Annotated in this window: 28 protein-coding genes; 18 read left to right on the top strand and 10 right to left on the bottom strand. The window is 62.3% G+C overall.

Translation table 11 applies throughout. The annotated features are described in order from the left end of the window. Window positions 1-53: 53 nt before the first annotated feature. Window positions 54-2,528 carry a TonB-dependent receptor gene (locus FFS30_RS15650; protein WP_137914121.1) on the bottom strand — a complete coding sequence of 825 codons (2,475 nt, stop codon included), beginning with the start codon at window positions 2,526-2,528 and terminating at the stop codon, window positions 54-56. 80 nt (window positions 2,529-2,608) lie between these two features. Then, window positions 2,609-4,003, bottom strand: coding sequence for an MFS transporter (locus tag FFS30_RS15655; protein ID WP_137914122.1), 1,395 nt, complete (start codon window positions 4,001-4,003; stop codon window positions 2,609-2,611). Between the two features lie 275 nt (window positions 4,004-4,278). Between FFS30_RS15655 and FFS30_RS15660 the strand changes: the two genes are divergently transcribed. From FFS30_RS15660 to FFS30_RS15675, 4 genes are all read left to right on the top strand, one after another. Next, window positions 4,279-5,316: a protocatechuate 3,4-dioxygenase gene (locus FFS30_RS15660; RefSeq protein WP_171014662.1), complete on the top strand. Its 1,038-nt coding sequence runs from the start codon at window positions 4,279-4,281 to the stop codon at window positions 5,314-5,316. Between the two features lie 144 nt (window positions 5,317-5,460). After that, window positions 5,461-6,159, top strand: a complete 699-nt coding sequence (locus FFS30_RS15665; RefSeq protein WP_137914124.1) for an RraA family protein — start codon at window positions 5,461-5,463, stop codon at window positions 6,157-6,159. Between the two features lie 90 nt (window positions 6,160-6,249). Next, window positions 6,250-6,915 (top strand): RraA family protein, encoded by a 666-nt coding sequence (locus FFS30_RS15670; RefSeq protein ID WP_137914125.1) that lies wholly within the window; start codon window positions 6,250-6,252, stop codon window positions 6,913-6,915. A 14-nt stretch (window positions 6,916-6,929) separates the two neighbouring features. Further along, the gene (locus FFS30_RS15675) at window positions 6,930-7,610 is read left to right on the top strand and encodes a 4-carboxy-4-hydroxy-2-oxoadipate aldolase/oxaloacetate decarboxylase (RefSeq protein WP_137914126.1); all 681 of its coding nucleotides are present in this window, start codon (window positions 6,930-6,932) and stop codon (window positions 7,608-7,610) included. Window positions 7,611-8,207: 597 nt separating this feature from the next. On the opposite strand, the gene FFS30_RS15680 is transcribed toward FFS30_RS15675, so the two are convergent. Continuing rightward, a complete protein-coding gene (locus FFS30_RS15680; protein WP_171014663.1) occupies window positions 8,208-8,996 on the bottom strand; it encodes an FCD domain-containing protein in 789 nt (262 codons plus the stop codon). Between the two features lie 25 nt (window positions 8,997-9,021). Then, window positions 9,022-10,227 (bottom strand): GTP-binding protein, encoded by a 1,206-nt coding sequence (locus FFS30_RS15685; RefSeq protein ID WP_137914128.1) that lies wholly within the window; start codon window positions 10,225-10,227, stop codon window positions 9,022-9,024. Window positions 10,228-10,465: 238 nt separating this feature from the next. Between FFS30_RS15685 and FFS30_RS15690 the strand changes: the two genes are divergently transcribed. The 11 genes from FFS30_RS15690 to FFS30_RS15740 all read left to right on the top strand — a co-directional run bounded on the left by FFS30_RS15690 (window position 10,466) and on the right by FFS30_RS15740 (window position 18,391). Further along, window positions 10,466-11,752, top strand: a complete 1,287-nt coding sequence (locus FFS30_RS15690) for an aromatic ring-hydroxylating dioxygenase subunit alpha (RefSeq protein WP_137914129.1) — start codon at window positions 10,466-10,468, stop codon at window positions 11,750-11,752. 164 nt (window positions 11,753-11,916) lie between these two features. Next, the gene (locus tag FFS30_RS15695; protein WP_137914130.1) at window positions 11,917-13,086 is read left to right on the top strand and encodes a helix-turn-helix domain-containing protein; all 1,170 of its coding nucleotides are present in this window, start codon (window positions 11,917-11,919) and stop codon (window positions 13,084-13,086) included. Window positions 13,087-13,357: 271 nt separating this feature from the next. Next, window positions 13,358-13,939: a type II secretion system protein GspG gene (locus FFS30_RS15700; protein ID WP_249352510.1), complete on the top strand. Its 582-nt coding sequence runs from the start codon at window positions 13,358-13,360 to the stop codon at window positions 13,937-13,939. Between the two features lie 448 nt (window positions 13,940-14,387). Then, window positions 14,388-14,861 carry a macro domain-containing protein gene (locus FFS30_RS15705; RefSeq protein WP_137914131.1) on the top strand — a complete coding sequence of 158 codons (474 nt, stop codon included), beginning with the start codon at window positions 14,388-14,390 and terminating at the stop codon, window positions 14,859-14,861. A gap of 87 nt (window positions 14,862-14,948) precedes the next feature. Further along, window positions 14,949-15,623 (top strand): glutathione S-transferase family protein, encoded by a 675-nt coding sequence (locus FFS30_RS15710; RefSeq protein WP_212742491.1) that lies wholly within the window; start codon window positions 14,949-14,951, stop codon window positions 15,621-15,623. A 101-nt stretch (window positions 15,624-15,724) separates the two neighbouring features. Beyond that, window positions 15,725-16,057, top strand: coding sequence for a hypothetical protein (locus FFS30_RS15715; RefSeq protein ID WP_137914132.1), 333 nt, complete (start codon window positions 15,725-15,727; stop codon window positions 16,055-16,057). A gap of 204 nt (window positions 16,058-16,261) precedes the next feature. Beyond that, window positions 16,262-16,597, top strand: coding sequence for a lysozyme inhibitor LprI family protein (locus FFS30_RS15720; RefSeq protein ID WP_171014664.1), 336 nt, complete (start codon window positions 16,262-16,264; stop codon window positions 16,595-16,597). 99 nt (window positions 16,598-16,696) lie between these two features. Next, the gene (locus FFS30_RS15725; protein WP_137914134.1) at window positions 16,697-16,987 is read left to right on the top strand and encodes a barstar family protein; all 291 of its coding nucleotides are present in this window, start codon (window positions 16,697-16,699) and stop codon (window positions 16,985-16,987) included. Between the two features lie 88 nt (window positions 16,988-17,075). Beyond that, window positions 17,076-17,453 (top strand): hypothetical protein, encoded by a 378-nt coding sequence (locus FFS30_RS15730; protein ID WP_137914135.1) that lies wholly within the window; start codon window positions 17,076-17,078, stop codon window positions 17,451-17,453. 94 nt (window positions 17,454-17,547) lie between these two features. Next, window positions 17,548-17,925, top strand: coding sequence for a hypothetical protein (locus FFS30_RS15735; RefSeq protein ID WP_137914136.1), 378 nt, complete (start codon window positions 17,548-17,550; stop codon window positions 17,923-17,925). Window positions 17,926-18,028: 103 nt separating this feature from the next. Then, window positions 18,029-18,391 carry a hypothetical protein gene (locus tag FFS30_RS15740; protein ID WP_137914137.1) on the top strand — a complete coding sequence of 121 codons (363 nt, stop codon included), beginning with the start codon at window positions 18,029-18,031 and terminating at the stop codon, window positions 18,389-18,391. A gap of 15 nt (window positions 18,392-18,406) precedes the next feature. Here FFS30_RS15740 and FFS30_RS24445 read toward each other — a convergent pair whose 3' ends face one another. Continuing rightward, a complete protein-coding gene (locus tag FFS30_RS24445; protein ID WP_283235222.1) occupies window positions 18,407-18,532 on the bottom strand; it encodes a hypothetical protein in 126 nt (41 codons plus the stop codon). 25 nt (window positions 18,533-18,557) lie between these two features. On the opposite strand from FFS30_RS24445, the gene FFS30_RS15745 reads away from it, so the two are divergent. The 3 genes from FFS30_RS15745 (at window position 18,558) to FFS30_RS15755 (ending at window position 20,588) form a co-directional block, all read left to right on the top strand. After that, window positions 18,558-19,091: a hypothetical protein gene (locus tag FFS30_RS15745; protein ID WP_137914138.1), complete on the top strand. Its 534-nt coding sequence runs from the start codon at window positions 18,558-18,560 to the stop codon at window positions 19,089-19,091. Window positions 19,092-19,187: 96 nt separating this feature from the next. Further along, window positions 19,188-19,595, top strand: a complete 408-nt coding sequence (locus FFS30_RS15750; RefSeq protein WP_137914139.1) for an FAD-binding oxidoreductase — start codon at window positions 19,188-19,190, stop codon at window positions 19,593-19,595. Window positions 19,596-20,018: 423 nt separating this feature from the next. Next, window positions 20,019-20,588 (top strand): hypothetical protein, encoded by a 570-nt coding sequence (locus tag FFS30_RS15755; protein ID WP_137914140.1) that lies wholly within the window; start codon window positions 20,019-20,021, stop codon window positions 20,586-20,588. A gap of 93 nt (window positions 20,589-20,681) precedes the next feature. On the opposite strand, the gene FFS30_RS15760 is transcribed toward FFS30_RS15755, so the two are convergent. The 5 genes from FFS30_RS15760 to FFS30_RS15780 all read right to left on the bottom strand — a co-directional run bounded on the left by FFS30_RS15760 (window position 20,682) and on the right by FFS30_RS15780 (window position 26,003). After that, window positions 20,682-21,188: a RidA family protein gene (locus FFS30_RS15760; protein ID WP_137914141.1), complete on the bottom strand. Its 507-nt coding sequence runs from the start codon at window positions 21,186-21,188 to the stop codon at window positions 20,682-20,684. A gap of 55 nt (window positions 21,189-21,243) precedes the next feature. Further along, window positions 21,244-21,678: a cytochrome c gene (locus FFS30_RS15765; RefSeq protein ID WP_137914142.1), complete on the bottom strand. Its 435-nt coding sequence runs from the start codon at window positions 21,676-21,678 to the stop codon at window positions 21,244-21,246. After that, a complete protein-coding gene (locus tag FFS30_RS15770; protein ID WP_137914143.1) occupies window positions 21,671-23,290 on the bottom strand; it encodes a flavin monoamine oxidase family protein in 1,620 nt (539 codons plus the stop codon). Before FFS30_RS15770 ends, FFS30_RS15765 begins: the two co-directional genes overlap by 8 nt. A 476-nt stretch (window positions 23,291-23,766) precedes the next feature. Then, on the bottom strand, window positions 23,767-24,555 hold the full coding sequence (locus FFS30_RS15775; RefSeq protein WP_137914144.1) for an HD domain-containing protein: 789 nt from the start codon (window positions 24,553-24,555) through the stop codon (window positions 23,767-23,769). Next, window positions 24,552-26,003 carry an aldehyde dehydrogenase family protein gene (locus FFS30_RS15780; RefSeq protein WP_137914145.1) on the bottom strand — a complete coding sequence of 484 codons (1,452 nt, stop codon included), beginning with the start codon at window positions 26,001-26,003 and terminating at the stop codon, window positions 24,552-24,554. The genes FFS30_RS15775 and FFS30_RS15780 overlap by 4 nt, the downstream gene beginning before the upstream one ends. Window positions 26,004-26,103 lie beyond the last annotated feature (100 nt).

Below are 26,103 nucleotides of genomic sequence, written 5' to 3' on the forward strand. Positions count from 1 at the left end.
ACTCCCCTTTTTCATTGGACCCCCGATTGGAAAAACGACTCGCTGCCCCCGAGTCAGAAGCGGAAATTCACCTTGCCGTACATGTAGCGGCCGTTGAAGCCGAACGGCGAGATCGGCGCATACGGAATGCCGAGGAAGCCGAGTTCGTGTGGATTGGTCGCCGCGTTCTTGGTCGGATAGACATTGGTCACGTTGTCCACGCCGACGGTGAAGTTCCAGGCCTTGTAGTTGTAGCTCGCCGACAGATTGAGCAACCAACGCGCGGCGTAAGTCTGGTCCTCGTTGCCCGGCGTGCCGATTTCGCTCACGTCGAGCAGATCGCCGACCGAACCGTAGCGGGTCAGGTTCGCGTGCAGATCGAAACCGCTGTAGACCCAGTCGCCGCCGAGGATGTACTTGGTGCGCGGCACGTTGTTGGTGAACATGCCCATCGCGTTGCGGCCGAACGTGGTCTTGACCTGACCGTTGGAGACGTAGGTCGGCGGATACAGCGAGAGGAACGTGGTCGCATTCCAGTTCGCGCTCAGGGTGAGCTTGAGTTCGCCGTAGTTGCCGAGATCCATGTTGTAGGCATTGATCCAGTCCACGCCGCGTGTGCGCGTGTCGGCGCCGTTGAAGAAGTAGCTCACGCCGGTGATGCCCTTGCTCGGGATGTTGGCCGGGATCGTGCTCGAATAAAGAATGCGGTCGTCGATGCGGATCTGGTACGCGTCGAGCGTCGAGGTGAAGTTGTCGGTCGGATTCCAGACCAGGCCGAGGCTGAAGTTGGTCGATTTCTCCGGCTTGAGGGGCTTGGCACCGTAGGCCGCGGCGATGTCGCTCGTCGCCGGGAAAGTGCCGCTGTAGGCGAGCTGGCGGTTCTGCACGATTGCGCTGACTGCGGTGTAGTACTCCTGCGCGAGCGAAGGCGCACGGAAGCCGTTCGACAAGGTGCCGCGCAGCGCCAACGTATCGGTCAGCTTGTAGCGCAGCGAGAGCTTGCCGGAGAGCACGGAGCCTGCATCGCTGTAGTCCTCGTAGCGCGCGGCGATACCGCCCGAGAGACGATCGCTGAGATCGGTTTCGAAGTCCGCATAGAGGGCGTAGTTGTGACGGCTCCAGTCGCCGGCCGATTGCGGCGCGAGGCCCGGGAACACCTGGGAACCGCCCGGACGCGCGCTGCCGTTCGCATCGACCGTGTTCGGATTGAAGTAGTACGAGGCCGGCTCGCCGGGCTGGATCGAATACGTCTCGCGGCGGAATTCCGCGCCCCAGGCGAAGGTGCCCGAGTTCGGCAGGAAATCGAACTTGATGTCCTTCGACATATCGAAGTTTACCGCCTGCTGCGAATAGGCGAACGTGCCCGCGTAGAAATACGTCGGCGAATAGCCGAGCGAGTAATACATGTTGACGTTGAACGAGTTGTTGACGTCGAACACGAGATGGTTCTTGCCGTAGTTGACCGACGCATCCCAGTGCCAGCCGCCTTCGGTCGTGCCGCGCAGGCCGACGACCGTATTGATGTCGTTGGTGTGGTTCTTGATCTGCGGCAGATATCCGTTCGGATTGATCGAGGTGACGTTGCGCGAGTCGTCCCACTTGCGATAGAAGCCGTTCGAGGTGGCGTCGCGGCGCGTCGCGGTGATGTAGCCGTAAGCTTCCACCGCCGGCGAAAACGTGTAGCCGAAATTGAGCAGGCCCTGATAAGTGACGACGGCGGGGTCGCCGTAGCGCTGATAGCCCCACGCGCCCGGCGGCAGCGCACCCGGCGCCGTCGTCGAGCGATCGGTGTTGTAGGCGCGGTTCGTGTTCATCTCGTTCTGGTAGTTCAACGACAGGCGCACCCAGCCCGGCGACTTGCCGTTCTCGTCCTGCGCACCGAAGGCGTAGCCGTAGGAGCCTGAGGCCGAGTTCTGCGCGCCGTCACCCTTGCTGTACTTGCCGCCGCCGAGAGTGACTTCGTTGCTGCCTTCCTTCGCACCGTGCTTGAGCACGATGTTGATCACGCCGGCAATCGCGTCCGAGCCGTATTGCGCCGAAGCGCCGTCGCGCAGCACTTCGATGTGGTCGATCGCCGACATCGGCAGCGAATTCAGATCGACCGGCGAAGAGCCGAACGCCGGACCCGCGTTGTAGTTGAGCAGCGCCGAGGTGTGATAGCGCTTGCCGTCGACGAGCACGAGCACCTGGTCGGGCGAGAGGCCGCGCAGAATCGCCGGACGCACGGCGTCATTGCCGTCGTTGATCGCCGGGCGCGGGAAATCCAGCGACGGCAGCAGCGTGTTCAGCGCGCTGCCGAGATCGTTGTAGCCCGACGCACCGAGATCCTTCGGGCTCAGCACGTCGATCGGCGACAACGATTCGGCCTCGGTGCGGTTGGTGGCGCGCGTGCCGGTGACGATCACCGCATTCAGAGTCTGCTGGTCCGACTTGGATTTCGTCGTGGCGTCCGTGCCTGCCTGGGGTTCGTCCGCGGACGCCATGAGCGGAATGCTCACGGCGATGAGCGCGGCCAACAGATTCGGAACGCAACGCAAACGGTTCGACATGTCTTGTAGTCTCCGGTAATGGATTGAGCGTGACTTGCGGACGAAAGCGGGATGAAGCGGGTGCGCAGTGCGGCGGCCGGCTACTCGAATTTTCGATCGCGCACGCGGCGCGCAACGAAGGCGTAGAGAACCGCCGCGAGCCCGGTGCACAGGCAGTACAAGGTGACGATGCCGTAGCGCAGTGCATGCGGATCGTCGCCGTAGAGATGCGCGAGCAGGGTCGCCATGGTCGGCCCGATCGCAAGGCCGAGCAGGTTCTGCACGAGGAAGAACACCGAAGTGAGGCGGCCCATGAGCCGGCTCGGCGTGATCTGCGCCATCGTCGCGCCGGCCGAGGACGGCACCGGGCTGGCGAAAAAGGCGTGGCAGGCATACAGCGCCGCGGCGGTGAGCTGGTCGCCGATGAAAGCGAGTGCGAGCGTGGCGACATTGGCGACGATCACCGTCACCATCGCGACTTCGAGCGGCGCTGCGTTGCGTCCGCGCTTGGACATACGGTCCATGACCGCGCCGAACACGAACAGGCCGAGCGGCACCGACGCCATCATCAGCGGACCGAGGCTGCGGCCGACGCTCGACAAAGGCATCTGCCAGGTCTGCGCGACCACGGTCGGCGCCCAGGCATTGAAGCCGGAGATCGCCATTGCGTACAGCGTCGCCGCGCCCCACAAGGGCGCATACAGACGCCATTCCTTGCCGACGAAACCGAGCGCTTCACGATACGCCGACCAGCCGCCGGTCGGCGCGCTCTTTTGCGCAGCGACGCGCGCAGGCTCGCGCAGGCTCAGCATCAGTGCCGCGAACGGCAGGCCGATCAATCCCGGCACGACGATGACGAACTGCCACGGCTTGAGCGTACCGAGCCACGGCAAGCCGGCGACCGCGCCGCTTTCCGAAAGCTGCAGCAGCCAGCCGCCGATGAACAGCGAGAAGCCGACGCCGACCATCGGCCCCATCTGGTAAATACCGAAGGCGCGGCCACGGCGGTCGGGCGGGAACGCGTCGCGGATCATCGAGTACGCCGCGGGCTGCAGCGCGGCTTCGCCGATGCCGATGCCGGCACGGCAGAGGAACAGTTGCACGTAGTTCTTCGCCACGCCGCAGAGCACGGTCATGGCCGACCAGGCGAACACGGCCCAGCCGATCACGCCGCGCCGGCTGAAACGGTCGACGAGGTAACCGGCCGGAATGCTGATCGTGCTGTAGAACAGCACGAACGACACGCCGAGCAGCAGGCTCATCTGGAAATCGCCGACGCCGAACTCGCGCTTGATCGGACCAACGACAAGCGACAGCGACGAGCGGTCGATGAACGAAAGCACGAAGATCGCGGTAAGGATCGCGAGCATGTACCAGGCATGCGGCGCGACTTCGCCGCGCACGGCTGGAGCCGCGTCGGCGGGTGCCTGCACGGCCTGCGTCGTTAGCTCCGCGCGCGCTGCCGGTTGCGCGCCATCGCTGTGTGATGGATTCACTTGTCCTCCCGCGCGTCCTTCTCCCTGGACGACTTTTTGTTTGCGCCGTTCGCTGCGCTTGCGCGGCGATTTCGGCTTCGTCGCCGGTCACTGCCAGCGTGGACATATAACGCGCATACAATATGTTCTTTGTCAATAGCCGTTCGTCATTGACAGAAAAAATCCTTGGATTTATAACACGCATACTGTTATTCAGATTCGATCTGCGCTCGCCCGATGCGCGCGCTGATCGCCACGCATCGCTCGGGCGGCACGCAGCCGCGAAGGAGTTTCGGATGGCAACCTTGGTCGGCGCTTTCGCCTGCTCGCATGGCCCGATGCTGGCGACGCCGCCGGACATGTGGCACTTGCGCGCCGGCGCGGACCGCAACAATCCGCGCCACTGGTTCCGCGGCGAAGCGCTGTCCTACCACGCGCTGATCGCCAAGCGTGCCGGCGACGTCGCGGCGTTCACCGCGGCGATCAGCGACGCCGAGAAGCAGGCGCGCCACGCCGCCTGCCAGCGCGCGCTCGACCAACTCGCCGAGCGCTTCGCCGCGGCGCGCGCCGACCTCGTGATCCTGCTCGGCAACGATCAGCGCGAGGTGTTCCAGGACGACCTCACGCCGATGCTCACGGTCTACGCGGGCGAGCGCATCGAGAACGTGCCGCTCAACGAGGCGCAGGTCGCGCGCCTGCCGCCCGGCGTGGCGATCGCGGAGAACGGCCACTGCCCGCCCGGCGGCGCGACCTATGCGGGCGCGCCCGAGATCGCCGACGCGCTCGTCACTGCGCTCGCCGATGCGCAGTTCGACGTCGCGCGCTCGGCGCGCCTGCCCGGCGGCGACGACCGCCAGCACGGCATCCCGCACGCGTTCGGTTTTCTCTACCGCCGCATCATGCGCGACGCACCGCCGCCGAGCGTGCCGATTTTCCTCAACGTCGGCGTCGCGCCGAACCAGATCCGCGCAGCGCGCAGTCTCGCTTTCGGTCATGCCTTGCGCAAGGCGATCGAGTCGCTGCCCGCCGGGCTGCGCGTGGCCGTGCTCGCTTCGGGCGGCATGACCCATTTCGTCATCGACGAGGCGCTCGACCGGCGCGTGCTCGATGCGATGGCCGCGCACGACGAAGCCGCGCTGGCCGGAGAACCCGAAAATTTTTTCAACGGCAACACGGCCGAGATCAAGAGCTGGTATCCGCTCGCCGCGATGATGGCCGATCTCGGCTGGAAGATGGACTTGATCGATTACGTGCCGTGCTACCGCACCGAAGCCGGCACGGGCAATGCGATGGCGTTTGCGTCGTGGGCGCCGCACGAACCGCGTACGGACTGAGTACCCGATCCGTTCGCGGTGAGGTAACGAACCACGAACGGTATAGCAATTGTGCCGCTCGCCCTTCGATACCTCGGGGCGAACGGGTTTGAGTTTCGACTGAAGAAATTTCCTGTGCCAAGGAAACCGGAAAGGAGCAACGCGATGAGTGGAGTACATGACTACGTTGAACGCCTGCGCAAGCTCGATGCCTGCGCCGTGTCCGACGCACTCGACAAGCTCGGCCTCGCCGGCGCGGTGAACGGCTTGCCGCAACGCGCGTCGGCGCGCCGCATCGCCGGCCGCGCCGTCACGGTGAAGCTGGTCAAGGCGGGTGACGCGCCCGCAGCCGCCGGACCGCCGCGCCACCTCGGCACGACCGCGGTCGAAACCGCGGGGCCGGACGACGTGATCGTCGTCGAGCAGCGCACGGGTATCGAGGCTGGCAGTTGGGGCGGCATCCTTTCGCTCGGCGCAAAACTGCGCGGCATCGCCGGCGTCGTCGCCGACGGCCCGGTGCGCGATATCGACGAAGCGCGCCAATACGACCTGCCGGTGTTCTGCGCGGCGCTGACTGCGCGCACCGCGCGCGGCCGCGTCGCCGAAGCGGGCACGAACGTGCCGGTGACGATCCGCGACCATGCCGTAGCGCCGGGCGACTACGTCATTGCCGACAACAGTGCGGTGGTGTTTATCGCGGCGGCCGACATCGAGCGCGTGCTCGCCGCGGCCGAACAGGTCGCCGCACGCGAGGCCGCGATGGCGAAGGCGCTGCAAGCCGGCAAGCCGATCACCGAGGTGATGGGCGCCAACTACGAAAACATGCTGCGCGATCGAGGGGAGCGGGGCAGCGGTGAGCGGTGAGCGGAAAGAGCTTTTCCCGCTCACCGCTTACCGCTAACGCTTTCCAAACGCTTCGCACTGACACTCCCCTCACTCTCTCCGAGACCTCCCATGACTGAAGCACTTCAAGACAAGAACGTCGCCCGCGCGGGCGCGCTCGATACCGCAACGCTCAGCGACGCGCTCGACCGCCTCGGCATCGCCGGACAATGCCACCGCATCAAGGGCCGCGACCCGGGCATGCATCTCGCCGGCCGCGCCTACACGATCAAGTACGGCCCGGCCTCGACGCCGCCCGGCACAGTCGGCGACTACATCGACGACATCGCGCCGGGCACCGTGCTCGTGCTCGACAACGACGGCCGCGAGGACTGCACCGTGTGGGGCGACATCCTCACCGAGATCGCGCATCGGCGCGAGATCGGCGGCACGGTGATCGACGGCATCTGCCGCGACGTCGCCCTCGCCTTGAAACTCGGCTACCCGATCTTCAGCCGCGACCACTGGATGCGCACCGGCAAGGATCGCGTGCAGGTCGAAGCGGTGCAGGTCACGGTCAACATCGGCCAAGCGCGCGTGCAGCCGGGCGACATCCTGCGCGGCGATACCGACGGCGTCATCGTGATTCCGGCGGCGCAAGAAAACGCCGTGCTCGATGCCGCCGAGGAAATCCATGCGGCCGAGATGCACATCCGCGACGCCGTGCGCAGCGGCAAGCGCCTCGACGAAGCGCGGCGCGAACTCGGCTATCACCAGTTGCAGACGCGCCGGCGCTGAAAGGAATCGATGAGATGACCACCGCAAGCTATCCGTTCCTCGACCTGCCGACCGTGCGCGCCGACTTCGAGCGCCCGGCCGCCGCACTCGTCGCCGCAGCCGCCGCCATTCCGGTCGCGACCCTGCATGAAGCTGCCGGCAAGATCGGCGCCCTCCCCGCCGCGATCAAGCCGGTCGCACTGTCGTTCAAGATCTGCGGCCCGGCGCTGACCGTGCAGTCGCCGCCCGCGGACAATCTCTGGCTGCATCGCGCACTCGTCGTCGCCAAACCCGGCGACGTGCTCGTCGTCAGCGTCAGCGGCCACTACGACGCCGGCTACTGGGGTGAGGTGATGTCGACGATGGGGCGCGTGCGCGGCCTCGGCGGCCTGGTCATCGACGGCTGCGTACGCGACGGCGCGATCCTCGAACAGTTCGGCTTCCCGGTATTCGCACGCGGCCTCTGCATCCGCGGCACCGGCAAGGACTTCGCCGCACGCGGCTGGATCAACCATCCGCTGATGCTCGACGACCTCGTCGTGCACGCCGGCGACCTGATCGTCGGTGACACCGACGGCGTCGTCGCCCTGCCACGCACGCGCATCGGCGAGATCGTCACCGCATCGCACGACCGCGAAGCCAAGGAACAGGAAATCATCCGCCGCCTCGAAGCCGGCGAGGCCTCGCTCGATATCTACGGCTGGAATCGCGGCTGAGCGTTGCGACGGAGCTTTGTTGAAGTCCCGCGCACTGGATTCGCAGCGCATACGTTGTCGGTCGGCGCTGTAGTAATGGACCGCCGCGAGTAGAGCCGAGCGCGAACGGTTTCAACCGCTTTCGCGCGAGACGCGCGAAATTTTCGCGCCCTACAAACGCAGAGTGCCTGCGCGCCAGCGCTGGCCCCGGCGCGCACGATGCGCGCTGCTCCGGCTCTTCCGGGTCCCCATTACATTGCGGCGGCAGCGGACGAAAAGGCCCGCAGGGTGCGCGCGATGGATCGCGCGCATTCCGCTATTGCACATGGATGTGCAATTAGCGGAACCCGGCCGCTGACGCGGACCCTTCGGGCAGGATGCCCGAAGGGCGCAATGTTCTGGGGCGGCGTTTCTTTGGTTACTTTCTTGTCGCTGCTGACAAGAAAGTGACCCGCTCGCCCGCAGGGCGAGTGGAAGCTCTGCTCTACAAGTCAGACGTCAAACGTCGATTCCATACCATCGAATCGACAACAGCAAACGACTCGCCCACGATCGAATGCCAAAGACAAGCCACGTCTCGGCAACGTCTCAGTCAAACAAACCCCAATAGACAAACCGTCAGCGACTACGCGCCGGCACTGCGCGCTTAGCCGCCTTCGCCGGCTTGGCCGACGCCTTGGCCGCTTCGTCGCGCGCCGCGAGATACTTTTTGCGCAACAGCATATTGTTCTGGCGCACCACGTCCTGCGCGGCGTCGGCGTTGCCGTCGCGGATCGCCTCGTACAGCGCACGGTGACGGCTGATCACGCTCTTCGCCACGGCGCCGGTCGTGTACGGCGACAGCGAGCGGTAGAGCACGTGCACGACGGCCTGCATCATCGCTTCGAGGAAATGGTTGTGCGAGGCGCGCGCGACGGCGTTGCGGAAGGTCATCGACGCCTGGGTGAATTCCTGCTGCGTGCCGACCAGGCCTTCGGCCTTTTCCAGCGCCGCTTCGAGCGCGACCAGATCTTCGGGCGTGGCCGCCTGGGCGGCGAATCCCGCGACTGCGGTCTCGACCGTAAGCAGCGCGTCGAAGATTTCCTCCTCGCGCACGCCGATCAGCTTGAGCTGGATCGCCAGCGCTTCGGAGAAGCGTTCGGGATTGCCCTGGGCGATGCGTGCGCCGCCGCCTGCACCCGTGCGGATGTCGACCACGCCGAGCGCTTCGAGCCGGCCCAGCGCTTCGCGGATCGGCAGGCGGCTGACCCCGAACTGCTGGGTCAGGTCGCTTTCCGAACCGAGGAAATCGCCGGCGACGAAATGCCCGTCGAGCAAAGCCTCCTTGATCTGTCGCTCGACGCGAATCGCGGTCGATTCAGAACGGCCTAGCTTCCATACCGGCGTTTCGCTTTTCTGGCGCTGCATATCGTCTCCTGACAGGGGCTCTCGGCTATCGCACTGCCGCGGTATCGGCAAAAGCGGACGCTGCGATCGAGGCACGTCCATTCTTAGACAAATCCGGCGGATCGGCAACGTGGGCGTCGGCGGGGTCGCCGCTGCGCGCTTCGAATTGGGCTGCGGCGAGCGCATCGGTCAACGCGGCGCGCGGCAGGTCGCGCACGATGAAGACGAAGCGCGAACCGCGGTCGGCGTCGGGCCACGCCGGCAGCGGCTCGGCCTCGTGCAGCCAGCGCTGCACGCCGTGCATCGCCACGGGCAGGGCTTCGCCACGCACGTGGACGACGGCCTTGAGTCGCAGCAGTTTGTCGCCGTGATGGTAGGCGACGCTGCCGAGCCAGCTGCTCAGCACGTCCCAGTCCATCGGCGTCTCGACGCGGATGCAATGCGCGCGGATGCCGCCGTCGTGCGCTGGCCGCGCACAGTCCGGGCCGTGCCGATGATCCGCATCGCAATGCGTGTGATCGTGGTCGTGCGCAGTCGAAGAGCGCGCATGCCAATGCGCAACGTCAACCGAAGCGTCCGCCGCGGCGCGGTCGCGCAGGCCGATCAGTTCGGCCGCATCGATCTCGCCGTAATGACAGTTCAGGCGCGCCGCGGCCGGGTTGAGCGCATGCAGGCGCGCGGCGAGTTTCCAGTAGTCGTCCTCGCCGATCAGGTCGGTCTTGGTCAGCAGCAGGCGATCGGCGAGCATGACCTGACGCACCGCTTCGGCCTGTGTATCGAGCTGACTCGACGCGTGCAGGGCGTCGACCGTGACGATGACCGCGTCGAGCGCGAAGCGCTTGGCCAACGCCGCATCGCGCAGCAGCAGCGCGGCAATCGCGGTCGGATCGGCCAGCCCGCTCGTTTCGATAACGACGCGGTTGAAGGCCGGGATGTCGCCGCGCGCGCGCCGCGCATGCAGCGCGAGTAAGGTCGCGGCGAGATCGTCACGCACCGCACAGCAGACACAGCCGCCATCGAGCAGCACGGTCTGCGCATCGACCGCGGCGACAAGCAGATGGTCGAGCGCGATCTCGCCGAACTCGTTGATGACGACGGCCGTGTCACGCATACGCTCCTGGCGCAGCAGGCGCGACAGCAAGGTGGTCTTGCCGCTGCCTAGGAAGCCGCTGATCAGAGTGACGGGCAGCCGTGCCGCGGCGCGCTCGGCGCTGCCGGCGTCGCGTCCGTCGGGATTCGCTGTGGGGGACATGCTGCCTGCGATCTATCCGGGAAGGGCCGCGCGGGAATGGCGAAGAGGCGCACGGATTTGCGTTTGCTCTAATTGACATACAGTATGTCATTCAATTCGGACGCGTCAAGGCGCCTTCTCCCCGTGCCGAACGCATGCGGCAAAGTGCCGCCCGCATCTTGACAATCCGTTATATCGCATACAGTATGCGTGATGTTGATTCCGATAACACGACAAACGACGGAAGTACGGGAGGCCTATGCTCGCCGAGGCAAAGAACAGCCTGCTGACCCAGGTATCCGCGGGTACGCCGATGGGCGACCTGCTGCGTCGCTACTGGCACCCGATCGGCGCCGCGACCGAATTCGACAAAATGCCGGTGCGCGCGGTGCGCGTGCTCGGCGAGGATCTCGTCCTTTATAAGGACCTGTCCGGCAACTTCGGCCTGGTCGATCGCCAGTGCCCGCATCGCCGCGCCGATCTGTCCTACGGCTTCGTCGAGCAATGCGGCCTGCGCTGCAACTATCACGGCTGGCTCTACGACGAGAACGGCAACTGCATCGAGCAGCCTTACGAAGACATCGCCAATCCGCAGGCCAAGCTCAAGGACCGGATCAAGATCAAGTCGTATCCGGTGCAGGTGCACGCCGGCATGATCTGGGCCTATCTCGGCCCGGCGCCCGCGCCGCTCGTGCCGAACTGGGAACCGTTCACCTGGCAGAACGGCTTCCGCCAGATCGTCATCTCCGAAGTGCCGTGCAACTGGTTCCAGTGCCAGGAGAACTCGATCGATCCCGTGCATTTCGAGTGGATGCACTCGAACTGGAGCGTGCGCCTGCGCGGCCAGACCGGCCCGTACGGCCCGACGCATACGCGGCTGAACTTCGAAGAATTCGAATACGGCCTGATCTACAAGCGCATCCGCAGCGATACCGACGAGAAGCATCCGCTGTGGACGACGGGCCGCCTCGCGCTGTGGCCGAACGTGTTCTGCCTCGGCGATCATTTCGAATGGCGCGTGCCGATCGACGACGAGAACACGCTCAGCGTGACCTGGGCGTTCAACCGCGTGCCACGCGAGCGCGAACCCTACGTACAGGAACGCATCCCGGCATGGCGCGGCCCGGTCAAAGACGAAACCACCGGACGCTGGATCACGAGCCATGTGATGAACCAGGACTTCGTCGCCTGGGTCGGCCAGGGCCGCGTCGCCGATCGCACTCAGGAGAACCTCGGCAGTAGCGACCGCGGCATCGCCATGCTGCGCCGGCATTTCTTCGACGATCTCGACGCGATCGCCCAAGGCAAAGACCCGAAGGGCCTCGTGCGCGATCCGGACAAGAACGCCTGCCTCGCCCTGCCCGTAGCCGGCCGCCATCTTTTCGTCGACGGCCTGACCCGCGAACAGCTCAAGGCGCACCCGATCCTCGGCCGCCACTTGAACGACTACGCGTTCCAGTACGGACAGCCCGACAGCGTCAAGGCGGAGTTCCGCGACGCGATGGGCATCCGCATCGACGAGCAGGGCAACGTCGTCGATCTCTGACGTATTCAGCTCGTTCCGGCACGCTGCGGCAACAGCCGCGGCGGCCATGAAGCGCCTCGCTTGCGACGAGCGTCGCCAAAGCACGATGCGGATTCCACTCCGCTCAGTCTAGCCACTATGATCCGCGTCGATGCCTGAGAACGGCTTCCGGTAGCGGATCATTGATGACCTCTCCCCTGCTCTCTTCCGTCGGCTCACTGGCCCCCGGCCTTTGCCTGCTGCTGGCGTTGTTCCTGCTCGCCGCGGGCGGCCCGCTGCAACACGCGAATCGCTACCTCGCCGGCTTTCTGCTCGTGCTCGCCGTTGATATGGCCGGCTGGGCCGCGGATCTGTTGCCGGCGCCGCTGCGCGAGATCCTGATCTTCCGCCTGCCACTGTGCTTTCTCGAAGCGCCGCTTTTATATGTGTATGCCTCGAAGCTGTGTTTCCCAACCCGGCGCGCGAGGCCTCACGTCGCGGCGGCGCTCGCGACGGTTGCGTTCAGCGCGATCTCGTTGCTGCCGCGCGCAGGCGCCTGGTGGTCCGGCGCGGCACCCGCACTGGATTCGCTGTCGAGCCGCGAAGTCGATCTCGTCGTCAACGCGGCCGCACTGCACGTCCAGCACTATGTTTATCTCGCCCTGATGATCCATCTTCTATGGACCTATCGACGCGCCTACCGCGCCGCATATTCCAATCCCGACGGCATCACCTTCGCCTGGCTCGCGACGGTGGTCGGTGTTTCGTTGCTGTCCCACATCTTCGCTCTGCTCAAAAGCCTCGCCTGGATCAGCGATCACGCGGCGACCTATTACGCGCTCGAACGGATCATCGCGGTGATCGCCGCGTTGGTGATCTGTGCCCTTACCCTCGCCGCGCTGCTGCGCCAGCACTTATTTCTCGGCGTGACGATCGATGCTAGCGGCGCCGATGACTCCGCCGCACCGGCCTTGGCCGCAGAGCGAGAAAAAACCTTTGCCGAACAGGCCCCCGCGCTCAATGAGGCGGCGCTCGCAAAACTCAAGGCGTACATGGAACGCGAACGGCCGTTCCTCGACCCGGGACTGACCATCCGCAGCCTCGCGCGCCGCATGGGCATGGGGCAGCGCGAGCTGTCACAGCTCGTCAACCGGCAACTCGGCGTGCATTTCTTCGACTTCGTCAATCGCCACCGCGTCGAGACGGCGGCGGCCTTGCTGGCCGATCCCGCGCACCGCGACACCACCATTCTCGACATCGCCCATCGTTCGGGCTTCAACACGAAATCGTCGTTCAACGCGGCTTTCGCCAAGCATCTCGGCGTGACGCCGACTGCGTTGCGCGTGCGTGCGGCTGCCGCAACAGTGCCGGCCTAAGAGGCCGCGCTGCTTCCCTCTCTCGGCTGTGCGCGATGAAATGCTTCGGGCAAGCTGGTCGCATCAAGGGAAATGCCTCTTGGCGAGCACAACCAAATCAATGGCCATGTGCTCCCATGCAAAAATCGAGGCGCCGCCCTGACTAATCGCCAGACAGTTCGGCCAGTTCGCGCACCCGGTTATTCGCTCAAGCGAATCCCCGCAATGGCTTGCGGTATGCTGACGCCCTCGCGGCAACGACCGCTTAGCTCAAGCGTCAGGAGTCTGCATCTTGTCAGAATCGGACAGTCATAAGACCGAATCCATGGGCGGCTTCGCGTACGTCGTTGGTGGCCTTGCGTTTATCCCCTTGATTGGAGTGCTTTTTGGGATAGCAGCCATCGTATGGGGCCTAACAACAGACAAATCTGGTCGCAAGCTGCTGATTGCTCTTGGCGCAAGTGGCATCGCCTTCACGGTGATCCTGTATGGATCTCTCTTCTACTTTGCGTTTGGGCAGCGAGGCGGTGTCTACGACGACCTACGAGCCAAGCTTGCTCAAACCTCGTTAAACTCGCTTGTTCCAATGGTTGAGTTTTACAAAATCCAGAACGGCCGCTATCCCGAGTCCCTGGACGAGCTGCAGAAGTCTCTTCCTAAAGAAAGCTTCGTGTCGGTATACGACCCAAGTGTAGGAGCGTTCGGCACTCAACCTCCGCAGTTCTACTACCAACGCACCGATGCTGACCACTACTACCTAAGGTCTGTCGGCCCGGACGGAAAACCTTTCACACAGGACGACATCGTTCCGCAGATTGCTCCGACTCCCGGCGGCAAAATTGGACTACTCGTCAAACAGCCACCCGGCTCCTAGCCATTTGCTCAAGCGGACCGCTGTGGTGGATTGCGGTATTCTGACCTGCGTCGCAGCCGCGGCCACCCAATCCAAGCGCTAGGCTGTATGTCGAAGACGTCCCAAGAACTCCGAGAAGATTCACCTGCATTTCTTATCGTGTTTTGGTGCGATCGTTGCGCATGCGCAATCAACTCGAACAACGAACGCGATCACTTTCACCACGAACAATGTGGCGGCTGCCTCAAATTCAAAGCGATCGACGGCGATTGGGGTTACTGTCGCAGTCACGAGTCAGTCTATAGCGGCCGCAAGATGTTCGAGCACGACACATGCTCCAAATGGGTCGAAGGCAGATGGTAGGGCATGCCGCCTAACTCTTCGCTCAAGCGGATCGCTGTGACGGCTTGCGGTATCCTGCTGCCCCCAGCGGCAGTGGCCGCCTAGCTCAAGCACCAGCCACTATCTGATGGACACGAAAATAGTCGACGGGGATCTGCTTGACCAACAGGTCGAGGTTATCGTCAACACCTGGAACCGCAACATCATTCCTTGGTGGCTTCTCATACCCCAGGGTGTTTCGGGAGCCATCAAGCGGCGAAGTGGCTACAGACCTTTTCAAGAAGTTGGCAGGTTGGGTGCCATTCCTCTAGGCGGAGCCGCCCTAACTTCAGCGGGCCGGCTGCCATACAAGGGCACCATCCATGTCGCCGGCATCAACATGCTGTGGCGTGCGTCAGCAATGTCCATTCAAGGCTCGGTACGCTCTGCCATGGCTCTCGCCGCCAAGCATGAGTTTCGTTCCGTGGCATTCCCGGTTATCGGCGCAGGTTCCGGTGGGTTTAAGGAGCCTGCCGCTTTCGCGCTCATGCTGGAGGCCCTCAAAGATATCCGCAGCACCGCACACGTTGTCATTGTTCGCTATCGGCGCAATGGTGGCTAGCTATTTGCTCAACCGGATCGCTGTGACGGATTGCGATATGCTGGTACTGATGCAGTAGTGGCCGCTTAGCTCAAGCAGTAAATCGCTTTGGAGACCTTCACGTTGCCAAGAATCCTTTATTCCGGAACCAAGAACGCCTCCAGCTGGGCCTTTCGCGCATGGTTGGCACTAAAAGAAGCCAATGCTGAATTTGAGGAAATCGTCGTCGACATCCGGCCTCCTCAAAGATTCTCAAACCTGAAAAAAATTGCCGAATTTTCTCCGCCTGGAGCGGTGCCCGTGCTTGTGGATGGGGCAACCGTCATTTTCGACTCATTGGCAATCATGGAATACGCGAATGAGCTCTGTGATGGGGCTTTGCTTCCTCAAGAAGTTCTGACCCGGGCAAGAGCTCGCTCATTTGTATCGTGGCAACATGCCGGACTCTCATCCATATGTCCCCGCCTCTCATTTGAAAGCTTCTTCTACCCCGATAAGCGTGCCATGTCGCTCGATGAGCGCCATCAAGCAACTGGAATTTTCTCAGTGTGGGAGCAGCAACTTGAGTCCAGCGGTGGCCCATACTTGTTTGGAGCCCTCTCTCTGGCAGATCTGGCTATGCTGCCGTCTGCGTTGCGTTTGACTTCGCATATGGAAGACCTGAAGCAGTGGCCCGGTGTTTCCGCATGGACTGCTGCTCTGCTTTCAAGAAGCACAGTAAAGGAATGGCTCTTGGACGCCAAACAACAACCTGTCGTGCCACTAGGCGACTACATGCCCTAAGACCTGAGCGGTCCAACCGCTCGACCAAGCGGACCACGGCGGAGAGGTTGTGACATGCTACTCAACGCGGCAACGGCCGCTTACCTAAAGCGTTAGAACTTATGGGCAGCACTGAAAATTTGGAGGTTCAATCCTTACTCATCGAGGCACTCCAAGGGTTGCTCGACTCTCGGATCGGCATTGTTGAGGCAGCTCGCGCAATTTCCCGAGCCTGCTTCGCACTGCGACAAGACAAGAATCCTTTGTTCATTCCGTTCATCCGCATCGATTCGGAGACGGACAAGTTTCCGGTTGGCAAAGTGCGTGAATTGTGGGCAGCTGAAGCTCTCGCTCACTACGATCAAGAGCGAGCTCTCACAGAACAGCGCTACAGCTCTCTTGCCATGCAATCGGCCACAGCGTTGCTTGATTGGGCACGTTCGCAAGAGTACTAACTATTCACTTAATCGAACTACTGCGAGAGATTGCGGTATCTTGACGCTCATCGCGATAGCTACTGCTTACCGCAGAATGATCTGACGCCCGCTGTGGCAGCGACCTCCTATCTCCAGCGATACACACCTATGCCGACGAGATCAGCATATTCCTTTTTTCTAACGTCGCTCTTCTTGGTGAGTCATGCAGCCGAGGCACAAAGCATGAACGCTCGAGACAGCACGTGCCGAAACATTGTCGTAACCGCAGAACTGGTCCAGTGCTTGAACCAGGCGTTGAAAGCATCCGACACCAAGCTCAATCAGACCTATGCTCAAGTGAAAAGCTTGCTGTCCCCGGAAGACAGAAGAGCGCTGACGCATGCACAACAACTGTGGATTCAGTACCGCGATGCCAACTGCAAAGCGGAGTACAACCTCTATGGGGGTGGCTCTGGCGGACCGCCGACGCACCTAGCCTGTCTCGAAGCAGAGACTCGCGCCAGAGATGCTAGCTTGAAACGCTCATTTGGTTGGCTTCAGGAGAAAGCTGGCAGTTGAGGCGACGCCCAACTATTCGACCAAGTGGATCGCGGCGACATGTCGCGGTAACCTGGCACGCGCCGTGGCAGCCGCCATTTACCTCATGTGTTACCCGTCATGTTCACGCGTCATGCCAACTCGCTGGAAATCAACGTCAGTGATGTGCGCTCGCCCGAAGAGCTCCACGAGCTTTTGTATCAAGCCTTCGAGTTCCCCGAATACTACGGCCGAAACTGGGACGCCTTCGACGAGTGCATGCGTAACGTCGTTGCACCTCGCGCAATTCGCGTATCAGGCTTGATGAATATGCGTTTCCGTATGCCAAAAGAGGCAAAACTTTTCGTCGCGTGCTTGCAAGATTTCGTCGCCAAGGACACCGAGCATCGAATACCCTTGCATGTCGACTAGCTATTCGCTCCAGCAGACCGCTATGGCCGGCTGAGGTTGCATAGTAGTCATCGTGGTAGCGGCCGCTCAGCTCAAGTATTAGCTTGCAATGAAACTCATTCCTAAGCTTTCGACACTATTCCACTTTTCAGACGCATTCGCGTGGCTGATATTTATCGTCGCTACGGGCGCGGCTCTAGCTATGCCATTGGTAGAATTTGCACCCCGATCAGGGATTGGGCGCGCCACAGAAATTCCCTTATATTTCCCCTTGCTTTTCGCCCTCGTAGCCTTCGGTGCGCTCAGCCTTACGCGGCGTCATTTGCTTGGGTTGCCGCTAGTTATGCTACTACCCTTCGCTTTCGATTTCTTCACCGACTGGTTCGCCGCAGTTTCATATTCGCTGTTCGCGTCGTTAGTCTTCGGCGCACCATTCATGCTCGCGTTCGTTGAAGCTCGCCGAAAAGTCCGTCAGGTAGCAAGCTAACTATTCGCTCGAGCGGATTGCCCCGACAGATTTCAGCATCCTGACACTCACCGCGGTCGCAGGCACTTAGCTCAAGGGTTAGATCGCATATGCCATGGACACAATCTTCATTTCGACACCAAATAACGTAGCAACATTGAAGGCCGTTGCGTCCATCGTTTTTGCTAGCCTCGGCCTCACTGAAACCGAAGAACGCTTCAGCGCAAACCATCCTCCCGACGAGCACTACTTTGTTGGCTATGCTGCAAATGTCGCCGTAGTGGTTTCAGACATAGACGATGATCGCTTGCTCAATTATCCATTCGCTCTCACGCTCAAACGTCCAACCTATCGCAAGGGCAGCACGCCTATCAGCACAGAAGTCGGCGCCATCGCTACAACATTGTCGCGCGCGGGCTTACGAGCCTTTGTTCCAACTGGTGCCTGGCATCTCGAGGGCTGGAATGGGCAGGGTGTTGAATATGCAGGCTAATTATTCGCTCAAGCGAACCGCCGTGACGGCTTCCGGTATCCTGATACTCCTCGCGGCAACCGCCGCCTAGCCTAAGCGTTGAACCCTGTAACGGATTTTGCACATGCTTCGATTTTTCGAGGAATACGCCAAACACTTCGCGCTCAATGGCGGGCAAGCCCTGCAAGGTGTACGTTATTTATTGTCGCACCCGGACTTTGACCGTGTGGCATCACGGGGCACGGCAAAGCATATGTACCTCTCTTTAGCGCTTCGTTCTAAGCGTGTTCTCAACGACACGTTTTTTGCTTTGATGCCGCCACACTGGCATCACTCCAAGGCTGAGCTGGCTCAGATGACACGCGTCCCGTTTTCGCGTTGGTTTCAGTACGGCTACTGCGCATGGCGGTTCACCGATACAGGGGAGCCGAAAGCCTGCTTACCTCCCGACATTGATCGGCGATGGGATCCGCGATGCAAAGAGTAGGGTCTATTCAACCGCTCAGCGCGATTTTTTTGCTTTCGCCCCGCCACGACAAGTCCGTGGTTGAGTTTCGGCGTTTGCCGAAATGAGAACAATGCGCTCGTGTTTAACCGCCATTTTTTTGCTTTTGTTGGCTTCCTGCATGCGAAGCGCTTCGCCGGAACAATCCGTGTATGAAGCAATCTGGTCGGGGATATCGGTAAACCGTCCAACGAAGCCCATAGCCGCAACGACAGACAGTCGTTGGTTCCTGGAGAACGAGCTGAGCAACGTTGTAGCCAACGGTATGCAAGCACGTGGCGGCGAAGAGGCTTGGCTGAAACCAGAGTACGTGCCTCTCCTTGAGGAACTGTATCGCGTAAATAAGAGAAATGAGCCACTCGGCTGGCGCCCGACCGATAAATCCGCAACAGTTCTTGAAGGAAATTTTCTTTCTAAACCACGCGATGAGGAAGTCCAGGCGATGTGCCTAGTCCCCACTGGAAAGAAGACAGTTGGTGTCGCTGACGCGAGCCTTAGTCGGTCTTATAGACCATACTACAGTTTCTCCCGAGTAGCTTTTAGCCGTGATGGATCACTTGCCATGGTGAAGTATGGGCTTGCTTGCGCGCCACTATCGGGTGGTCATGAGGCATTCGCAATACTCAAGCATGTAGGAGATGATTGGGTGCTTGTTGTGAGCCGACTGCTCTGGATCTCGTGACGTCTAACTATTCAATCAGGCGGTTCGCTATGACGAGTTGCTGCACCCTTACATTTTTCGCTGCAGCGACCGCCGAACTCAAGCGTTAGGTTGAAAATGCGTAAAACGCTGGCCCTCATCATTGCCTGGACAGCAATCGCTCCCCCGCTAGGCGGCTGTCAATTTCTCGACAGCTGCGGACCATCCAGCAGCGCTATTTCTGGCGCAAAGAAATTTGGCCGAGAATACTGGTCCAATCTCTTCGAAGAAGTCGAGCACACCAGTTGCGAGTTCAATTGCTTCTTACCTAGCTTCAAGCAATTGGAATCTATCGCGACAAGAAGGCCTGTCATCCCTCACCTTCCCAAAGGCGCATCGGACGTTGCCGTGGTACTGCGCTTTTGCTTTGACCATGGCATTAAGCTCATCCTGAGAGACCTGCATACTCCGCAAGGAAAGATTTATATCGCCTGGGGTTTTGATCCACCACAGTATGGCGAAGTGCTTTTGTGGTCACGAAACTGACGTTAGCTTGGCAATTCATGCCTGGACTCCTTTGGGAAGCAGTCGGGCAGGAGGCTGATTGGCAATAAGCGAGGTGCAGTCGAGCACACGACCTTTCGGCGAGCTGCACATGTTGCCGCCGGGATGTTCACGCGAAGCACGTTTCAGAGGCTAGCGAACAGCCGCCGGCGAGCGAACCGATACCATCCACAGATCAAGACATTCAATGTAGCGACATTGATGAGGCCAATGCGGCCTGCACACTGTAGTCGCTCGGCGCGCAAATCCACCAGGCATCTCCAAGTCCGCGGTATTTCGGCCAGAATGGGTCCCGGAATGAATCGAATTAAGCATCCAACGACCGACTTCGCGTAGTCGGTCGCCGGCTGCCCGGCGTTCAGCGATTCTGCCGCGATCGTCCTCGACCGCATGCCGGAGCAAGCCGTGACTTTTGAAGAAATGCAGAAAGATTTCATCGTGCGCCGCAAGGGTTCGCTCGCACTGCCGCTTACCGGCGTGATCGTCTATTCGACCGCCGCCCTGCTCAGTCTGTGCGTCGATCCCGTGCGCCACAATCTGGTCCTCGCGCTGTGCTTCTGGGCGATCATGCCGGTCGGGCTGTTCGTCGGCCGGTTGCGCGGCGAGGAGATGCGCAACGTCGAGACCAATCCACTGTTCGACCTTTCGGCGAAAGCGCGCGTGATGGCGCTGGCGACCTGGGCGATTCATATCCCGGTGTGGATTTACGCGCCGACGCTGTTTCCGATTACGGTCGGAATCGGCTTCGCGCTGCACTGGATCGTCTTTTCGTGGACGACGGGGCACCCGGTCGGATTCATCCATCTCGGCATGCGCATCGTTTTCGTGTTGTGTACATGGCATCTGTTCCCGGCGAACCGAATGGGCGCAGTCGCGGCCGGCGTCGCCTTGGCCTATGCGATCTCGCTCGCCCAGCTCTGCACGATCGACTGGCGCGTACGTTTCAACTTGGATCGCGATCCGCGCTGGGCATAGGCACCCCTGCGCACATGCACAGACGCCCGCCCGGATTAGCGAGCGGGGCGTCGATACGCGTGAATCGGAAGCGGCGCGGTGCGCCGCGTCCGCCTACTTGCGCATCGCGGTGACTTCGATCTCGACCAGCCAGCCCGGATTGGCAAGACCTGCGACTTTGACGACCGAGCGCGCAGGCAGGTTCGGCTGTTCCTTCGTACCGAAGAACTGGCGGTAGCCTTCCATCATGCCGCCGAAGTCCATCTTGCCTTCGTGCGCGGGATCGCCGACGAGGAAGATCTGCATCTTCACCACGTCGCCCATGCCGAGGTTCATCGACTTCAGCGACGCTTCGATCTTTTTCAGAATGCTGACCGTCTGCGTCTTGGTGTCGCCGTACGACTGCAGGCTGTCCTTCGGCGCGGCCTTGTCGGCGACGTCGGGCACCGAGCCGCTGAGGAAGACGATGGCCTGGCCGGCCGGCACTTCGACCGCCTGTGCGATCGGCATGCCCGGGGGTCCGTTGTAGCGGATCGCGTCCTTCGCGGTCGCTGCGGACGCACCGAGAACCGCGGCGGCGGCGAGCACGGGCGCGGCGATCTTTTCGTGGATTTTCTTCATGCTGGTTTCTCCTCTATGACCCCGTACGAATGATGCAGATTTGCGCTTTCCGCGCTCAGCGGAATTTCGCGATGTCGGCGGCGCTGAGCGCGTCGCTGTACTGATTGCCGAAATGCGTGCGCACGTAGTTGACGATCGCCGCGACCTGCGCGTCGGAAAGGAACGTCCCGAACTCGGGCATCGCCTTGCGGCCCTTGAGCACGGTCAGCGCGATGTAGAGCGAACTCGCCAGCTTCGGATCGGCGGCGAGCGCAGGATAGTGTCCTGCGCCTTCGGCGCCCTTTGCGTCCGGCATGTGGCAGCCTTGACAGACGGCATGGTAGAGCACCGCCCCGTCTTCGCCGACGAACTTGCCGCCGCTGACCAGTTTCTCGGGCGGAGGAACCTTGTCGGTGTCGGCCGCCGACGCGAATCCGCTCGCGCAGAGCGCAATCACAGCGACGACGGCGGCAACGCGTCGCGAGAGACGAAACAGAATTTCCTTAGCCATTCTTCTTCTCCGATGCGTTGGAAACGATGCGCGCGTGCAGACGCGAGATCGCATCGAGCGAAGACAGAATCGCGCCTTCCTGCCAGGCCGGCAGGCGCGAGGCATGTTCGCCGGCGAGCGCGATGCGGCCGTCGATCTGGCACAGATTGTCGTAGTGTTTGTCGCGCGTATCGCCGCGCCACGGCGCAAAGCAGCCGAGCGTGAACGGCGACCGGTGCCAGGCGACGGATACGCCGTTTTCGAATTCTTTCGTGTACTGCGGATGGATCTGCGCGCCGAGGCGCACCGCCTCGCGCACGCGCTCGGCCGGATCGAGCGAGGCGAACGTGTAGGAGTTCGGTCCGAACGCATAGGCGCCGAGCAGCACGCCCTTGCCGGGCAGGTTCTGTCCCTGCATCGGATAGCTGATCATCGTGATCGGCAGATCGGTATAGGTCACGCCGCCGTAGATGCGCTCGTCCTCTTCCCAGAAGCGGCGCTTGAACTGCAGGCCGACCTTGGTCGATGCGACGTAGGCCGCCGCCGCGCTGATCGCCGAGAGCATCGGCTCGCCCGCGCGCATGGGAATCTGCGAGAGGATAGACAGCGGAATCGTGCACAGGCACCAGTCGGCTTTGGCCACGACCGGATCGCCGCCCTTGGCCGCGTCGATGTAAGACACGGCCACGCCGTGGTCGTCCTGATCGATCTTCACCACCTTGGCGCCGAACTGCACGAGCGGCTTGATCTCGCTATAGATCGCCTGCGGGATGCGGTCCATGCCACCGGCTGGCTCGAACATCGCCTGACCCATCTCGTAGTCGTGATCGGTCACGAGGTATTTCCACAGGCCCGAATCGACCAGCGTCTTCGGATCGATCGGCGTCGACGACTCGGGCTTGGCCATCAGGCCGCCGCCCGGATCGATCTGGTAGCCGCGGCTGCCGTCGACTGCGTGCGAGGCGACGTAACGGTACTGCTTGTCGAGCACGCCCCAGCTGCGCATCGCCGCAAGCATTTTTTCTCGGTCCTCGCCGGTCAGCTCGGCATCGAGGCCGCCCTGGTTGAGCGATTTCGCGAGCAGCTCGGCAACGTGGCCCTTGAAGTCGCTGCGCACGTGGCGAAAGCGCTGCGGCTTGCCGTCGAACGCCTTGGTCGAATGCAGATAAGCATTCTCGTTGACCTGGTTGAACGACTGCATCGGCACCTTGAAGCGGCGCGCATAATCGAGGATGCCGTGATGATGGTACGGAATACGCCACGCGCCCGGATTGAAATGCAGGCCGGCGTCGAATTCGCATTTCTGCTTGAAGCCGCCGAGTTCGGTGAATTCATCGCCGCCGCGCAGAGTCCAGGCGCGGCCGCCGACGCGATGACTGTATTCGAGCACTTTGACCTTGTAGCCGGCGCGGCTCAGCTCGTACGCGGCGACGAGGCCGGCATAGCCGGCACCGAGGATGAGCACCGAGGTACCGCGCGGCGCGCCTTTGAGTTCGATCGGACCGGCATAGCTCGACTCGGCGGCGAAGCCGAGCGCGCTCATGGCCTGGTACATCACGGCCGCGCCGGACACGGCGCCGATGCGACCGAGGAATGCGCGTCGGGTGATCGATGACGTTGGGTTGTCGGACATTCTTTCTCTCGCTTTCTTTGCTCGTCATCCCCGCTCAGTCGGGGTGATTACAGTCGTGGGACTGGTACGGGTCATCCAGTTGTTTTTCTTGGCTCGTCATTCCCGCGTGCTTTTGGCGGGAATCCAGCGCCTTTGCTTTTGATGTCGCTGATTTATTCTGACCATACCCCTTCGCTCTCCTGTCGCAAGAGCTTCCACTCGTCCTACGGACGAGCGGGTTACTTTCTTTGCTTGCCCAAAGAAAGTAACCAAAGAAATGCCCCCCGGGAGCCGCGCCCTCCGCGCTGCGCGCTGCGGGTTCGCGAGGGCATGCCGGGGTTTGCTCGATGGACATCCTGTCCATTCGCAAACTCGCGCGCTTCCTGCGCGCGATCCTGCGGACAGTTCCGTCATGCCCTCGCCGCGACTGACGGGGACCCGACGATCAAGGGCCGAAGCAGAAGCGAGAGCGAAAGATGTCCGCAGGTGCTGGCACATCACAAAAACTTCGTCGGCCAAATGATCGTGCGCCACATATGCGCAACGGGTGAACCGTCGAAACCCAGGCCCTCTTTCGGCTGCTTGAAGTGGCGGCCGATGATGTCGACGAACGGGTCCCAGGTCACCTGCGCGTTCGGGTCGAACGAATAGATGTCGTTGAGCGTGATAAGGCGGCTGGTCATGTACCACTTGTGGTTGCGCGCGTACTCGTAGTCGGCGCGGATGTAGTCGTCGACCTGGTAGTCCGGGCCGAAGTAGCGGATGTACGCGTCGGGATATTTGTAGCCGACCGATTCGTCCGGGAAGAAACGCAGCGCCTGGTGGTAGCGGATCGCCCAGCTCACCTGTTCGTCCACGTAAGGCGCGATCAATTGCGCGCCCCAGTAGCCGTGATCGGAGCGGATGAAGCCGCCGACGGCGATGTCGTGCAGCAGGCAGGCGAGCACGGTCTTCTCGTCGTGACCGCCCTTGAGCGCATGCGTCGCGCTCTGCAGTACGTGGTTCGGCGAGCCGAAACGGTTGCGGAAGAAATCGAGCAGGGTCGGCGCTTCCGGCATCTTCGGCAGGCGCGGGTCGTCGCCCATGAGGAACTTGCGCTTGTCCGGCTTGCTGCCCGGCGGCGGCGGCTGGTTCATCGTGCGCGGGTCTTTGTCGCCCGAGACGAACAGTACCGATTTGACGATGCGCTGTTCGAGTTCGTCGATCATGCGGTGTTCGAGTTCGTCGGCGCGCTCGGATAGGCTTTTCGCGGGCTGCCCCGCGGCTTGCGGATTCGGCGTACTCATGGCTTTGCTCCGGGCGCCGCGGCAGGGCGCGGCGGAATATTCGGTTTGCTGACCGCGCGGATCTCGGTGTAGTGCCGGAGTCCGTCGACGCCGTACTCGCGGCCGATGCCCGATTCCTTGAAGCCGCCGAACGGCACGTCGGGCTCGACGCCGAGATGATGGTTGATCCAGGCCGTGCCGACTTCGAGCTGCTCGGCCGCGGCCTTCGCGCGCGCCGGATCGGCGCTCCACACCGAACCGGCGAGGCCGAAGCGCGAATCGTTGGCGCGACGGATCGCGTCGTCGACGTGGCTGAAACGGATCACCGGCAGCACCGGGCCGAACGGTTCTTCGTCGACCAGGCGCGTACCTTCGGCGATGTCGGCGACGATCGTCGGCGCGATGAAATAGCCGGGCCGGGGCAGCGCGTCGCCGCCGCAGAGGATGCGCACGCCGTTCTGTTTCTTCGTGTCGGCAAGCAGTTCGAGTACGCGCTCGTACTGCATCTTGTTCTGCACCGGGCCGACCAGCACGCCTTCCTCGAAGCCTTCGCCGACCTTGACCGTGTTCGCGACCGCGACGAGCGCCGCGCACAGTTCCTCGTAGATGCTGTCGTGCACGTACAGCCGCTTGATCGCCTGGCAGATCTGGCCGCTGTTGCCGAAACTCGCCCAGAACAGTTTCGGCGCGACCGCCTTGACGTCGACGTCGTCGAGCACGATCGCCGCGTCGTTGCCGCCGAGTTCCAGGGTGACGCGCTTGAGCGTGTTCGCCGCACTCGCCATCACGCGCTTGCCGGTGGCGACCGAGCCGGTGAACGAAATCTTGTCGATACCCGGATGCTCGGTCATCCAAGCGCCGAGCGCATTGCCGCCGGCGACGATGTTGACCACGCCGGGCGGGAAATGCGCGCGCGCGATCTCGCCGAGCAACAGCGTGGTCAGCGGCGTGTACGGCGACGGCTTAAGCACGATCGTGTTGCCCGTGTAGAGCGCCTGCGCGATTTTCGGCATCGCTAGCAGTACCGGCACGTTCCACGGCGTGATCGCGCCGATCACGCCAAGCGGATGATGCTGCAGCTCGACGCGGCCGCGCGCGTCGTCGCGCAGCAGTTCGGTTTCGAGTTTGGTCGCGAGGATGCCGTCGAGATTGACCAGTGCGCGCTGGATTTCCTCCCGCGCGCGCTGCAGCGGCTTGCCCTGCTCGCGCGTCAGCAGCGTCGCGATCTCTTCCGTGCGCGCCTTGACCGCGTCGCCGAACGCACGCAGCGCCTCGCGGCGCCGGTCCTGCGGCGTGCGCCGCCATTCGGGAAACGCGCGCCGCGCCGCGGCGACGGCGCGGTCGAGCTGTTCGCGCGTCGCATCGGGGCACAGCGCGAACGCCTCGCCCGAGGCCGGATTGATCACTTCGAACGCCGTTGCGCCGGCTTCGGCCTTGCCGTCGATCGTGTGCGTGAAACCTTGCTGCATATTCTTCTCCGAACTCATCGCGGCCTTGCCGCAAGCACTGTGCAACGAACGCCGGCACGTTCGCGAAAACGGCACTTCCGTGTGCCGGAGCGGACTCCGA

The organism is Rudaea sp. 3F27F6, from assembly GCF_005503555.1.
Taxonomy (GTDB): Bacteria; Pseudomonadota; Gammaproteobacteria; order Xanthomonadales; family Rhodanobacteraceae; genus Rudaea.

Coding starts and splice junctions, on each gene's coding strand:
- FFS30_RS15650 (WP_137914121.1), bottom strand. CDS start 2,528: ATGTCGAACCGTTTGCGTTGCGTTCCGAATCTGTTGGCCGCGCTCATC.
- FFS30_RS15660 (WP_171014662.1), top strand. CDS start 4,279: ATGGCAACCTTGGTCGGCGCTTTCGCCTGCTCGCATGGCCCGATGCTG.
- FFS30_RS15665 (WP_137914124.1), top strand. CDS start 5,461: ATGAGTGGAGTACATGACTACGTTGAACGCCTGCGCAAGCTCGATGCC.
- FFS30_RS15670 (WP_137914125.1), top strand. CDS start 6,250: ATGACTGAAGCACTTCAAGACAAGAACGTCGCCCGCGCGGGCGCGCTC.
- FFS30_RS15675 (WP_137914126.1), top strand. CDS start 6,930: ATGACCACCGCAAGCTATCCGTTCCTCGACCTGCCGACCGTGCGCGCC.
- FFS30_RS15680 (WP_171014663.1), bottom strand. CDS start 8,996: ATGCAGCGCCAGAAAAGCGAAACGCCGGTATGGAAGCTAGGCCGTTCT.
- FFS30_RS15685 (WP_137914128.1), bottom strand. CDS start 10,227: ATGTCCCCCACAGCGAATCCCGACGGACGCGACGCCGGCAGCGCCGAG.
- FFS30_RS15690 (WP_137914129.1), top strand. CDS start 10,466: ATGCTCGCCGAGGCAAAGAACAGCCTGCTGACCCAGGTATCCGCGGGT.
- FFS30_RS15695 (WP_137914130.1), top strand. CDS start 11,917: ATGACCTCTCCCCTGCTCTCTTCCGTCGGCTCACTGGCCCCCGGCCTT.
- FFS30_RS15705 (WP_137914131.1), top strand. CDS start 14,388: ATGGACACGAAAATAGTCGACGGGGATCTGCTTGACCAACAGGTCGAG.
- FFS30_RS15715 (WP_137914132.1), top strand. CDS start 15,725: ATGGGCAGCACTGAAAATTTGGAGGTTCAATCCTTACTCATCGAGGCA.
- FFS30_RS15720 (WP_171014664.1), top strand. CDS start 16,262: ATGAACGCTCGAGACAGCACGTGCCGAAACATTGTCGTAACCGCAGAA.
- FFS30_RS15725 (WP_137914134.1), top strand. CDS start 16,697: ATGTTCACGCGTCATGCCAACTCGCTGGAAATCAACGTCAGTGATGTG.
- FFS30_RS15730 (WP_137914135.1), top strand. CDS start 17,076: ATGAAACTCATTCCTAAGCTTTCGACACTATTCCACTTTTCAGACGCA.
- FFS30_RS15735 (WP_137914136.1), top strand. CDS start 17,548: ATGGACACAATCTTCATTTCGACACCAAATAACGTAGCAACATTGAAG.
- FFS30_RS15740 (WP_137914137.1), top strand. CDS start 18,029: ATGCTTCGATTTTTCGAGGAATACGCCAAACACTTCGCGCTCAATGGC.
- FFS30_RS24445 (WP_283235222.1), bottom strand. CDS start 18,532: ATGCAGGAAGCCAACAAAAGCAAAAAAATGGCGGTTAAACACGAGCGC.
- FFS30_RS15750 (WP_137914139.1), top strand. CDS start 19,188: ATGCGTAAAACGCTGGCCCTCATCATTGCCTGGACAGCAATCGCTCCC.
- FFS30_RS15760 (WP_137914141.1), bottom strand. CDS start 21,188: ATGAAGAAAATCCACGAAAAGATCGCCGCGCCCGTGCTCGCCGCCGCC.
- FFS30_RS15765 (WP_137914142.1), bottom strand. CDS start 21,678: ATGGCTAAGGAAATTCTGTTTCGTCTCTCGCGACGCGTTGCCGCCGTC.
- FFS30_RS15770 (WP_137914143.1), bottom strand. CDS start 23,290: ATGTCCGACAACCCAACGTCATCGATCACCCGACGCGCATTCCTCGGT.
- FFS30_RS15775 (WP_137914144.1), bottom strand. CDS start 24,555: ATGAGTACGCCGAATCCGCAAGCCGCGGGGCAGCCCGCGAAAAGCCTA.
- FFS30_RS15780 (WP_137914145.1), bottom strand. CDS start 26,003: ATGCAGCAAGGTTTCACGCACACGATCGACGGCAAGGCCGAAGCCGGC.